The organism is Arthrobacter sp. JDC6 (genome assembly GCF_056484025.1).
Genome location: NZ_CM151278.1, coordinates 2,314,893 through 2,326,342, shown reverse-complemented (window position 1 = coordinate 2,326,342; position 11,450 = coordinate 2,314,893). Strand labels below are relative to the sequence as shown.

At 66.2% G+C, this 11,450-nt stretch carries 11 protein-coding genes and 1 tRNA gene; 5 read left to right on the top strand and 7 right to left on the bottom strand.

Annotation, left to right across the window (positions count from 1 at the left end):
* Positions 1 to 15: 15 nt before the first annotated feature.
* Positions 16 to 996, bottom strand: a complete 981-nt coding sequence (gene selD / locus ACV095_RS10850; RefSeq protein WP_026266032.1) for a selenide, water dikinase SelD — start codon at positions 994 to 996, stop codon at positions 16 to 18.
* A gap of 89 nt (positions 997 to 1,085) precedes the next feature.
* Between selD and ACV095_RS10845 the strand changes: the two genes are divergently transcribed.
* The 3 genes from ACV095_RS10845 to selB all read left to right on the top strand — a co-directional run bounded on the left by ACV095_RS10845 (position 1,086) and on the right by selB (position 4,348).
* A tRNA-Sec gene (locus tag ACV095_RS10845) sits at positions 1,086 to 1,180 on the top strand.
* Positions 1,181 to 1,216: 36 nt separating this feature from the next.
* Positions 1,217 to 2,548 (top strand): L-seryl-tRNA(Sec) selenium transferase, encoded by a 1,332-nt coding sequence (gene selA / locus ACV095_RS10840; RefSeq protein WP_018771021.1) that lies wholly within the window; start codon positions 1,217 to 1,219, stop codon positions 2,546 to 2,548.
* A 3-nt stretch (positions 2,549 to 2,551) separates the two neighbouring features.
* Complete coding sequence (gene selB, locus ACV095_RS10835) at positions 2,552 to 4,348, top strand: selenocysteine-specific translation elongation factor (RefSeq protein WP_478221799.1); 1,797 nt, start codon at positions 2,552 to 2,554, stop codon at positions 4,346 to 4,348.
* On the opposite strand, the gene ACV095_RS10830 is transcribed toward selB, so the two are convergent.
* The gene (locus ACV095_RS10830) at positions 4,345 to 5,223 is read right to left on the bottom strand and encodes a type II CAAX endopeptidase family protein (RefSeq protein ID WP_134165402.1); all 879 of its coding nucleotides are present in this window, start codon (positions 5,221 to 5,223) and stop codon (positions 4,345 to 4,347) included. The genes selB and ACV095_RS10830 overlap by 4 nt on opposite strands.
* Positions 5,224 to 5,452: 229 nt before the next feature.
* On the opposite strand from ACV095_RS10830, the gene ACV095_RS10825 reads away from it, so the two are divergent.
* Positions 5,453 to 5,935, top strand: a complete 483-nt coding sequence (locus ACV095_RS10825; RefSeq protein WP_134165401.1) for a hypothetical protein — start codon at positions 5,453 to 5,455, stop codon at positions 5,933 to 5,935.
* A gap of 82 nt (positions 5,936 to 6,017) precedes the next feature.
* On the opposite strand, the gene ACV095_RS10820 is transcribed toward ACV095_RS10825, so the two are convergent.
* The 4 genes from ACV095_RS10820 to bioB form a co-directional block, all read right to left on the bottom strand.
* Entirely contained in the window at positions 6,018 to 6,815 is a 798-nt protein-coding gene (locus tag ACV095_RS10820; RefSeq protein ID WP_134165400.1) for a sugar phosphate isomerase/epimerase family protein, read from the bottom strand.
* Positions 6,812 to 7,882, bottom strand: coding sequence for a zinc-dependent alcohol dehydrogenase (locus ACV095_RS10815; protein ID WP_056390138.1), 1,071 nt, complete (start codon positions 7,880 to 7,882; stop codon positions 6,812 to 6,814). The genes ACV095_RS10820 and ACV095_RS10815 overlap by 4 nt, the downstream gene beginning before the upstream one ends.
* A 619-nt stretch (positions 7,883 to 8,501) precedes the next feature.
* On the bottom strand, positions 8,502 to 8,735 hold the full coding sequence (gene bsaP, locus ACV095_RS10810; protein WP_223995005.1) for a biotin synthase auxiliary protein BsaP: 234 nt from the start codon (positions 8,733 to 8,735) through the stop codon (positions 8,502 to 8,504).
* Positions 8,732 to 9,784: a biotin synthase BioB gene (bioB, locus tag ACV095_RS10805; protein ID WP_056390141.1), complete on the bottom strand. Its 1,053-nt coding sequence runs from the start codon at positions 9,782 to 9,784 to the stop codon at positions 8,732 to 8,734. The genes bsaP and bioB overlap by 4 nt, the downstream gene beginning before the upstream one ends.
* A gap of 901 nt (positions 9,785 to 10,685) precedes the next feature.
* Between bioB and ACV095_RS10800 the strand changes: the two genes are divergently transcribed.
* Complete coding sequence (locus tag ACV095_RS10800) at positions 10,686 to 10,883, top strand: hypothetical protein (protein WP_134165398.1); 198 nt, start codon at positions 10,686 to 10,688, stop codon at positions 10,881 to 10,883.
* Positions 10,884 to 10,892: 9 nt separating this feature from the next.
* On the opposite strand, the gene ACV095_RS10795 is transcribed toward ACV095_RS10800, so the two are convergent.
* Entirely contained in the window at positions 10,893 to 11,408 is a 516-nt protein-coding gene (locus ACV095_RS10795) for an AAA family ATPase (RefSeq protein WP_478221798.1), read from the bottom strand.
* Positions 11,409 to 11,450: the final 42 nt, after the last annotated feature.

Genomic DNA, 11,450 nt, shown 5'->3' with positions numbered 1-11,450 from the left:
CCTGGCCGCCAGGCATCAGCGGATCCTGATGCCCCGGCCGGCAGTGGTGTGGCCGATGACGGGGTGCCCGGGCAGCTCGCCGACCACCAGCAGCCCGCCGGAAGTCTGGGCATCGGCAAGCAGCAGCAGGTCGTCTTCGGTGATGCCCGGTGCGGTCTGCAGGTGCGGCCGCACCCAGTCGAGGTTGCGCCGGGTCCCGCCGGAGACAAAGCCGTCGCGCAGTGCCTCGCGGGCTCCATCAATCAGCGGTACCGCCTTCAGGTCGATCACTGCGCCCACCTCCGATGCCCGGACCAGCTTGTGAAGATGGCCAAGCAGGCCAAAACCCGTGACGTCCGTTGCTGCCCGGACGCCGGCGGCCACCGCTGCCTCGGACGCTTCGCGGTTGAGGCCCACCATGGTCGCTATCGCCTCGGCAAACACTTCACCGGTCGCTTTGTGCCGGTTGTTGAGAAGCCCGACGCCGATCGGCTTTGTCAGCGTGATGGGCAGGCCCGGCCGGGCGGCGTCGTTGCGCAGCAGCCGGTCCGGGTGCGCGACGCCGGTGACGGCCATGCCGTACTTGGGTTCCGGATCGTCGATGGAGTGTCCGCCAAGCACCGGGCAACCGGCCTCCGACGCCACACTAAGCCCGCCGCGGAGGACCTCCGTCATCAGCTCCATTGGCAGGACGCCGCGGGGCCAGCCCACCAGGTTGATGGCCGTGACCGGCCGGCCGCCCATTGCATAGATATCCGAGAGCGCATTGGCGGCGGCGATCCGGCCCCAGTCAAAGGCATCGTTGACAACGGGAGTGAAGAAATCCGCCGTGGTAAGAACCGCGAGGTCGTCCCGCACCAGGACGGCCGCCGCGTCGTCGCCACTGTCCAGGCCAACCAGCACCTCTGCGCCCGGCTGGCCGATGAGGCCACGGACGGCATCTTCGAGCTCACCCGGCGGGATCTTGCAGGCACAGCCTCCTCCGTGGGCGTAGTCGGTGAGCCGAAGGGCGCCCACGGCGCCCTCATCAAGTTGCTGGACTGACGTCTGGGCCTCATTCACCCGCCTAGCGTACCCCCGTGAATCGACCTGCTATATTGAGGCGCGGTGGCGTCCGGGTCCTGGTGGGCCCCCCGGTCTTCAAAACCGGTGCGGCTGAGCATCTCGGCCTGGCGGGTTCGATTCCCGTCCGCCACCGCCAACTTTCGGCAGTGAATGCCGCGATATGAGGAGGGCTGTGGACCACGTCGATCCCCGCCGCCTGATTCCCCGCACGGACGACCTGCTGGCACTGCCGCCCGTCCGCGAAGCCCGGTCACGGCTGAGTGAGCGTGTGATCCGCGAACTCGTCCGGGACATCCAGGACCAGGCCCGGCGCGGTGACCTTCCTCCCGGCCAGGTGGAGCCAGTCCTGCTGGCCGCCGTCGCTGACCGCAAGGCAACAACCCTCCGCCCGGTGCTGAACGCCACCGGGGTCATCGTCCACACCAACCTGGGGCGGGCACCCCTTTCCGCGGCCGCGGTCGAAGCTGTTATCGCAGCCAGCGGCTACGTTGACGTGGAACTCGACCTGGCTGACGGAAACCGCTCCCGCCGTGGCGCCGGGGCCCGGGCGGTACTGCTCGCCGCCTGTCCCGCCGCTGAGGACGCACTGGTGGTCAACAACGGAGCAGCGGCGCTGGTACTGGCCACTACAGCCCTGGCCGCCGGCCGGGACGTGGTGGTGAGCCGCGGCGAACTCGTTGAGATCGGTGCAGGCTTCAGGCTCACCGACCTGATGGAATCGACAGGGGCAAGGCTTCGCGAGGTGGGCACCACCAACCGGACCCACCTGCACGACTACGCAGCGGCCCTCGGCCCCGATACGGGCTGCGTGCTGAAGGTCCATCCGAGCAACTTCCGGGTAGACGGTTTCACTTCCGCTGTTCCGCTGCATGAACTGGCCCCGCTGACGCAGGCACGCGGAGTACCGCTCGTGGCCGACCTTGGCAGTGGACTGCTGGCACCCGACCCGCACCTCCCTGATGAACCTGATGTTGCCTCCGCTTTGGCGGCCGGGGCCGACGTCGTCATCGCCAGCGGCGACAAACTTCTCGGCGGACCCCAGGCGGGCCTGCTGCTGGGCCGCAAGGAGGTCATCACCCGGTTGGCCCGCCACCCGCTTGCCCGGGCCGTCCGGGCCGACAAACTTGCCCTCGCTGCCTTGGAGGCGACCGTGGCCGGCGGAATGCCGCCCGTCGTACAGGCGCTGCACGCCGACGTCGGGCAATTGCGGCGCCGCACGGAACGGCTGGCCCAGGAACTCGGGGCAGCGGTGGTGCCGCATGACGGCAGGGTAGGCGGCGGGGGCGCCCCCGGTTTTGCCTTGCCCGGGTGGGCGCTCCGGCTCCCCGAAGGACTGGCGCGGCGCCTGCGTACCGGCGATCCCGCCGTGCTTCCGCGCGTCCACGACGGTTCCTGCCTGATCGATCTGCGGTGCGTGCCCGCCGCGGACGACGACCGGATTCTCGAGGCCATTCGGCAGGCGCAGGCAGCCCTCGAGGCTGCGGATGCAGGCAGGGCGGGCTGAACCGTGCACGTCGTTGCCACGGCCGGTCACGTCGATTCCGGCAAGAGCACCCTTGTCCGCGCCCTTACCGGCATGGAGCCGGACCGCTGGGAAGAAGAACGGCGCCGCGGGCTGACCATCGACCTGGGTTACGCCTGGACCACGTTGCCGTCCGGGCAGGACGTTGCGTTCGTCGACGTCCCCGGCCACGAGCGTTTCCTGGGCAACATGCTTGCCGGCATCGGACCCGCGCCGGTGGTGTGTTTCGTCGTCGCCGCCGACGAAGGCTGGCAGGCCCAGTCGAGTGACCACCGGGACGCCGTGGCGGCGCTGGGCATCGAGCACGGTGTGGTGGTCCTCAGCCGCGCGGACCGGGCGTCCAGCCAGCGGGTGGCGGACGTCCTGGCACGCACCCGGGTGGAGCTGGCCGGGACTGGTCTGAGGGATGCCCCGGCCGTTGCCGTGTCCGCCATCGACGGCACCGGCCTGGCTGAGCTGCGTTCAGCGCTCGACGGCGTCCTGGCCAGTGTGCCCCAACCCGCCACAGTTGGGCGGGTCCGGCTGTGGGTGGACCGGTCGTTCACGATCACCGGTTCCGGCACCGTGGTGACCGGAACGCTGGCCGCAGGAACGATCGTCCAGGGGGACCGGCTGGGCCTCTTCGGTCACCTTGGTTCCCGGTCCGTCGTCGTCCGTGGCCTGCAAAGCCGCGACACCTCGTACACCTCGGTGGCGCCAGTCAGCCGTGTGGCCCTCAACCTGCGCGACGTTTCCGCCACGGACATCCGGCGCGGTGATGCGCTGCTCACCCCGGATGCCTGGCCCACCACCGGCGTCGTGGGCATCCAACGGACCACCGGTGTGGCGTATACGGATGTGCCGGAGCAGCTCATGGTCCATGTTGGCACCGCGTCCGTGCCGGCCAGGCTGCGTCCTTTCGGCGCCGACCACGCCAGGCTCGTCCTTGACAGGCACCTGCCTCTCGTCCTGGGCGACCGGCTGGTGCTTCGCGACCCCGGAAGCCGCTCTGTGCTGGGCGGGGCACGCATCCTCGACGCCGATCCACCGGCCTTGCGGCGGCGCGGAGACGGCGCCCACTGGGCCCAGCGGCTTGCGGCCATGGACCCGGCGGGCGACGTGCTGGGGGAGGTGGCAGCCCGCAAAGCCGTGCAGGTGGAGCATCTGCGCCGGCTCGGGCTGTTGTCCGGGCAGGACCCGGAAGGGCCGCCCGGCGTGCAGGTCATCGACGACTGGTGGGTGCACGCTCCTGTCCTTGAGGCCTGGCAGCACCAGCTTCGCAATGCAGTCCAGGCGCTGCAGGAATCCGATCCCTTGGCGCCGGGCCTTTCCATGGGGGCAGCCCGCAACCTGCTTCGCCTGCCCGACGAGAAGCTGCTTTCCCATGTCATCCGTGGGGCCGCCCTGGAACAGGACGCAGGCCACATCCGGCTGCCCGGCAGCCGGGGCCACCTTGGCCCCATCGAACCGGCAATTGCCGAGCTGGAGCGCAGGCTCACCACGCATACGTTCCAGGCCCCGGAATCCGAGGAGCTGGCCGCGCTGGGTTTGGGCACGCGGGAGCTGGCTGCTGCAGAACGCTCGGGCCGCCTGCTGAGGCTGCGTGACGGCGTGGTGCTGCTGCCAACGGCGCCGGCCCTTGCGATGCGAACCCTCGCCGGCCTGGAGCAGCCCTTTACCACCAGCCAGGCGCGCCAAGCCCTCGGAACGACGCGCCGGATAGCGGTTCCACTGCTGGAACACCTCGATTCGCGGGGGTGGACCCAGCGGTTGGACGCAGGCCACCGCAAGGTGGTGCGCTAAGGGTTTGCGTCCCGAAGTCGACGGGCCTTGACGAGGAAGACAACCGCAACAATCGTCCAGAATGCAGCACCCCAAAGCAGTGCCGGCATCAGGACCGCCATTCCGGTCGCCGTACCTGATGCCATGAAAGAGTTGATGAACGCCCCTGCCGAAAGCGGCGCGTGCATGAGCATCGCCAGCGGGAGGCTCCCTGTCCGGTCGTAGACCCACACCATCAGCACCCGGAATGGGGGCAGCCAGGCAAACAGGAACACCGCCACGATAACCGCGTTTGGTATAGCTCCTGAAGGGTCAGTGCTGTCCGCGAACATCGGGTAGTGCCAGGTTCCCCACAGCAGGGCCATGATGAGGCCAGTCAAAAGAATGCCGTAACGCCTACGGAGTCTGGGCAGGGCAAAGCCCGTCCAGCCAAGCTCTTCCAGGATGCCGACCGCGAGCCCGACCAGGAGGCCGCCCAGGATAATGGCCGCTGTCCCCTCCAGTGTGGTCGTGCCCGCGTAGTAACCCGGAAACATCATCGAGACCAAGGCCGCCGTCGTAGCCATGACGATCGGGCCAGTAAGAAGGGCGAAAAGGTACCACCGGGGGCCCACCCGCCATTGGCGCAGCCGGGTCCCGAGTTCCCGAAGCCCTGTTCGGCCGTATAGAAGGGCGGTAAGGGAAACGCCGGCTGCGGCGGGCCCTGCCGGGAGCGCCGCCGCGGCCCAGGTTACGGTTAGGTGCCCTGCTCTGAGAATGGCAGCCATTCCGCCCCAGGAGATGAAAAATGCGAGGAGGTAGAAAACAGGCAAGGGATGGCGCCTCGTGAACGAGGAGAACCCCTTGCCGGCGGCGCCCGAAACGAGCGGCACTCCGGGCTGTGGTTGCGTTGTCATGGGGACCCTCCTGCCTGACCAAACGCGCGCCAGCCGGTGACCCGGGAGCTGCTACCCCCAACTCCCAGCGTGATAGCGCAGGCAATGGCGGAGTAGGGGCTTTGGTCATGGCACCCTGTACCTCTGGAGCGCCGGGACGTCCCGGATACCTGTCTTGGTTCCAAAGACCCTGTTTGGGCACTTCTCCGCGCCCTAGTCTGTCGTCATCCATTACATCAAGGAGGCATCCATGCGCAGAGCAGCAATGACTGAAACCGAGCGGGTCCATCATCTCTCCGAGAACCTCATGGGCCAGCTGGCCAGAGGCAGGGAATGGGCCACGCCTGGTGTGCAGGCTGCGCTTCAGCGGGCGGTGGCCGGGCTGGATGCAGGCATCGAGACCGCTTCTCCCCGCCTCCAGGCGCTGTTGCGCCGGTTGGCCGATGAGCTTGCCGGGGGTGTGGAGACACTGACGCCACGGGTCCAGGGACAGCTTAAGCGCGTTGGCCCGAAACCGGCCGCACGAGCCAAGAGACGCGGCCCGGTGAGGTCCCGGCAGCCGGCCTTCCGGATGTGGTGGTGGATCGCAGGGCTCGTAGCGTTGGCAGCCGGGGCAGCAGTCTGGCGCTCAATGCAGGCGTCCAAAGAAGAGACGGTGCGTTCGGACAGTTCGCAGGACATGAGCGGTGCGGATGCGAATGTCGACGCAGATCTTGCCTCAGGACGGATGTAGGAGGGCGTTCAGCGGCGGCAAGAAAGCATCGTTCTACAAAGGCGCCGGCCACCGATGGATTATCCCCCGAAAGGCCAGCGTCTCAGAGGAAGCGTCTGAGCAGTTCCGGGACCCGGGGCAGGACCAGTTCAGGGGGACCGGAAAGCCGGGACTCGAGGGCCACTGTTCCCTGGTACCCCATGGCCTTGAGGGCGGCGCCGATCGGAGCCCAGTCGATGTGGCCGGCGCCCGGTTCCAGTCGATTGGAGTCGCTGGCCTGGACGTGGCCGACGAAAGCGCCCGCTGCCTCCAGTGCCGCTGCGGGATCTGCTTCTTCAATGTTCATGTGATAGGTGTCTGCGGCAAGCTTGACCGAACCGAGTCCGACTTTCCGCAGCAGTTCCACGCCCTGGGCGAGTGTGTTGACCATGTGGTCTTCGTACCGGTTCAAGGGTTCCAGATAGAGTTCTACGCCTTCGCGCTCGGCGTGCCCGCCAAGTTGACCGAGAACATCAACAAGCACGGCCGTGTCCTCCTCCTGGGTTCGCGGCGGAATGAACGGGGGAAGGCGTTTTGAAAACATGCCGTACGAGGCCGGGGTTACGGCGCCCCGGCCCCCCAGCTCGGCCATGACACTTAGCTGGGATCGAAGTTGAACCACGGCGTCCCGACGGAGGGCCTCGTCAAAGTCTCCGATGAAGTGAAGCATGTCCACGCATACGGTGGGCATGACCACTCCGTTCTGCCGTGCGCGCCGAAGCTCGGACAGACGGTTCTGGAAACCCAGGTCGCCTTGGGCGCGGAGCTCAATTCCGTCGAAGCCCCAGGCAACGGCTCTCTCAAATTTCTCCTCCAGGCAGCTACCGGGCAGGTGCTGCTCTTGTACGGTGAGCGGGATCATCGGAACTCCAAAACTGTCTGAAGGGCAGACTCGGGATTGTTATCCAACAGCTCGTAGGCCTTGGCAGCATCTGCGATGTCGAACCGGTGGGTCACCAGGGAGGCTGCATCCAGGGCGCCGGACGCGATCGAAGCGATCACTGTCTGTTCCAGGCGGGGAACGCTCCACCGGGTGCGCAGCCGGTTTGGGACCGAACCGATTTGCGAGGCGAGTATCTGGACCCGGTTGTGGTGGAACTCTTCTCCCAGGCGGAGAGGTGCCGCGCCGCCCTGGTAAAAGCCGGCAGCAACCACTGTGCCATCGGCACCCACGGCCCGTGTGGCCTCGTGGAGGGCGCGGTAGTTCCCGCTGAGTTCAATGGCGCAATCGCACCCCATGCCGCCGGTAAGTTCGCGAATCCGGGCTGCGGGATCCGGGTCCGGCGCCAAGGCTTCCTCCGCACCCCAAGCGAGTGCCTTGTTTTGGCGCACCCTGATTCCGTCAACTGCGATCACCGTCGCGCCGTTCAAAACGGCGAAGCGGGTGGCCAGCAGGCCGATGACGCCCTGGCCAAAAATGGCAACCGTCGAACCCACCCCCAGGTCAGCTGCCAGGACGGCGTTCAGGGCTATCGCTCCCACCCGCACAAATACGGCAGCGAGCGGGTCCATGCCCTCGGGCAGTTGGTGACCGGCCACGGTTTTTGCCAGCAGGATAGCCTCGGACTGGTGCCCCCAAATGCCCCAGACGGTGTCTCCGACTTTGACAGGCCGGCCGGCGTCCTTCCCCTCATCGACCGGGTCGGGCACGGCAGCAACCTCCACGACCTCTCCGACCTCCGAGTATCCCCACCCGTCCAGGGGGTAGCCAAGCCGCGGTTCACGTAGATCCTGCTGGAACAGGCGGATCCCGGGATTCCATACGGAGGTCAGGTAGGGATTAGTGCCCCGGTACGCGGTCATCTCGGTCCCGGCCGAGATACCCGAAAACAGGGTGCGGACCCGAACCTCTCCGGGCTGGAGGGCAACGCTCTGGCTCTCGATGATCTCTACTTTGCCGGGGCCTGCAAAGCGAAGAAGGCGGTACACGGCTTATCTTCCTTGATGGCGATTTGGTGCCTGGGACCATGGCGGTGCTTTCAGTATGCATGGGTCCAGCGCGGCGCTGCTTTCGAGACAGTGATCAGATGTGGGGGGTATTGCCTCGGCCCCGTGCCCGCCGCAGGCTTACCCTCCGGGGGTGTGGAGCGGCACGGTTTCGGCGCATGCGGCTGTGCCATGGCCTTGCATGAAGGTGGACCGTGGTAGACGGCGCTGATGCCACCAGGGTGGATCCGTTCCTTCGGCGGCGAAGATGGACGATCACGAGGACGGTCAGGCCGATCCAGGCGAACGCAACGCCGATGACAAGGAGCACTGTCGGAATCGTGTCCACTGCGGCACTTCCTCAGGAAGCAGGGGTTTGCTGGTTCACGTAAAGAACGGGGTCATTGGCGTGGTGCCTCTGTACCCGGACGCACCACGGGCGGTCCCATGCCATGGTGGGGTCCGGGGTGGCTGCTGACGCGCAGGATCCTGCAGCGGGTGGGGGATAGGGGTGATGTCACAGCGGCCTCCGGCTGAGCTGAAGCGGGGCCTGCTGCTGGACTTAGTTGAGGTATAGCGCGGTGCCACACCATAGTCAATAGACGTGGGCGAAGCCCCCGGCTCAGGCCACCACCACGCCGTGCCGGGAACACTCCGCTGTCCAGCCAAGCGGCGTCACCTGTACTTTCATCCGGCGCCCGCAGGCGGCGCAGTACCGCGGCGGTTCCATTGCCATGCGTTCGCCGCAGCGTTGGTGGGCGTTCGACGGCGGGTGGTTGCCGCCGTCGAACGCCTCGCCGCAGTGCCCGCAAAAGTTCCCGGCGGCTGAATGCATGGAGGGAAAAGCTCTCTTCACAGCGTTTTCTGAAGTTCCTTGATGGGCATGTTGAGGTCCACGAGCAGGTTCAGGTCTGCGGTGGCAGGGCGGCCGAGGGTGGTGAGGTAGTTGCCCACGATGACGGCGTTGATGCCCCCGAGCAGGCCATCGCGGGTGCCGAGGTCGCCGAGGGTGAGTTCGCGGCCGCCGGCGTACCGAAGAACGGTGCGGGGCATGGCCAGGCGGAAGGCGGCGATGGCGCGGAGGGCGTCCTTGCCGTCCATGATGCCTTGGTTCTCCAGCGGAGTTCCAGGCCGGGGATTGAGGAAGTTGAGCGGCACTTCATGGGGTTCCAGGGCTGCGAGCTGGGCGGCCAGTTCAGCCCTCTGCTCCAGGCTTTCACCCATTCCGATAAGGGCGCCGCAGCACAGTTCCATGCCGGCGTCCTTGACCATGGCGCAGGTCTGCAGCCGTTCCTCATAGGTGTGGGTGGTGACGACTTCGGGGAAGTAGCTGCGTGCCGTTTCCAGGTTGTGGTTGTAGCGGTGCACCCCCCACTCCTTGAGCTGGTCCACTTGGCGCTGCGTCAGCATGCCCAGCGAGCAGGCGATGTTGATGTCCACTTCCTGGGTGATGCGGTCGATGGCGAACTTGATCTGGTTCATCAACTTGATGTCGGGCCCCCGGACGGCAGCGACGATGCAGAACTCCGTGGCCCCGGTGGCGGCTGTCTCCTTGGCGGCCTTGACCAGTTCCGGGATATCCAGCCACACGCCACGGACGGGGGAGTCAAAGAGACCGGACTGGCTGCAGAAATGGCAGTCCTCCGGGCAGCCGCCGGTCTTGATGGAGATAATACCCTCTACCTCCACTTCCTCCCCGCAGTGGCGGAGCCGTACCTGGTGGGCCAATTCAAGGGCGCTTGGAAGCGCCTCATCCGGGAGCCGGAGGACCTCTTCGAGCTGGGCCTGGTTCAGGCCGATGCCGTCCCCGAGAACCTGCCGGCGGGCGGTTTCCAGGATTGCGTAGCCTCCGCCCGCGGTGGTCCCGGTGCTGCCGGCGCTGGGAAGGTTTGCCTGGATGGTCATTACTTGGTCCTTTGCGTCTACACGGAATATGCCTCACAGCAGACGCTAGTTCTCCCTGGGCGACTCGATTTTGGAGGAGTCCAACAAAGAATCCGGTGACGGGCCCAACGATGACGCGCCGGGACCGGTGACACGTACTCCGCCCCCCGCCCCTGTCCACGGCGTATCGCCCGGAACGGGCAGCACCAGATGCGCAAAAACGTACCCCTGCTCAAGTGGGAGGACCCTGGACGTGGCCCCTGCGCACTTCAGGCACAGCTCCACCGGCTGAAAGGGGGCGCCGGGATGCTCCTGCCCCACGGAGACCACAGCGCCGGAACCACCCACGCAGGCTACGGTGATGGTGTACAGCCCAGCCGCCGGCACCTTCGCCATCGTGCCAAACCCCCTGACGGGGCCATCCAGGGGTCCCTCCTCGAAAAGGAGCGCAGGCCCAGGTACTGCCTTAAGAAGCCGGTCCAGCTCAGCATAGTTTCCCACCTCGCGCTCCAGGACGAGCGGGTCAACGTAGGGGGCAGGGGAATCAGCGACTGGGGACGGGCTCGCCATGGGACTCTGCACAGTCTCTTTGTACTCATACGCGCAGCCGGCGGTTCCCCAGGCCACAATCGGCAAGCAAAGGGTGAAAGCAAGACCACGCTGCCTGTCCTTCATTCCCACCTTTCCATGGTCGCCATGGCCGCGGTTCAAGGCAATGGTCCGGTCACTGGCAGCACCTTCGCGGCGGGAGGCCGTGGGGGTTCTTGGTCGACAGCCGACAATGAAGCCAAGCTCAAGATTGAAACAATAAATCCCTGTAGTGGACAAAATATCTTCCCCGTGGCCGCAGGGCTTCCTAAAGTGGCCGTACAGCTACGACTTGGGGGACAGTCCCCCAATTGACCAGGCCAAGGGGGGCCGCATGAGCACAAGCAATCCGCCGGCCGCCAAGGACGAACATACGGTGACGCGGCCGGTGCCCGCTCCACCTGTGGGGCCCTTGGCAAGACCCAGCACGGTTCAACAGACCTCGCGTTCCAGCAGGCGGGAACATGAGGTACAGCGCCTGATCCGCGACCTTGCCGTCCTTGCAGACAACCATCGCGCGCAGGTTTCGTAAACCGCCTGCTTAGCTCCCGGAACCTGTTCCGGTCCTGTGGAGGATGTCATCCACCACGCTCTGGAGTGGTGCAGTAGCGTCGATCGCAATGGCACCGGACGGGATTTCTTCCCGTGTTCCGTGAAGGCGTTCTATGAGCTTCCGTTCAGCCTGGCGCCCTCCCCACTCGTCCTTTGGGCGCGCATCAAGCCGCCGGCGAAGCGTTTCGAGGTCCACCTCAAGAACGAACACCGCGTCAAAAAGCTCAATGAACTTTGAGAGATTCCTGGATCCGCCGCAGAAGAACGTCACCGCCTCCCGCCGGTCTTCGGTGAGGGCCTTCACGTCGTCCACCCTCCAGAGATGGTGATGGTGCACGGAGACGCCGGTGATGCCGGCGAGTGGTTCACCGGTCTCAGGATCGCCTTGATAGGCCAGTTCGCGGTCACTGTTGATTGCGTGATAACCGCGCCGGCGCAACTCGTCGCAGACAGCGGTCTTGCCGGTTCCTGAGCCGCCTTCGATGAGGTAGTTCTTCCTGCCCATGCCTGATGGTACCGATACTGCGTGCTGAAGAAGATGGATCCG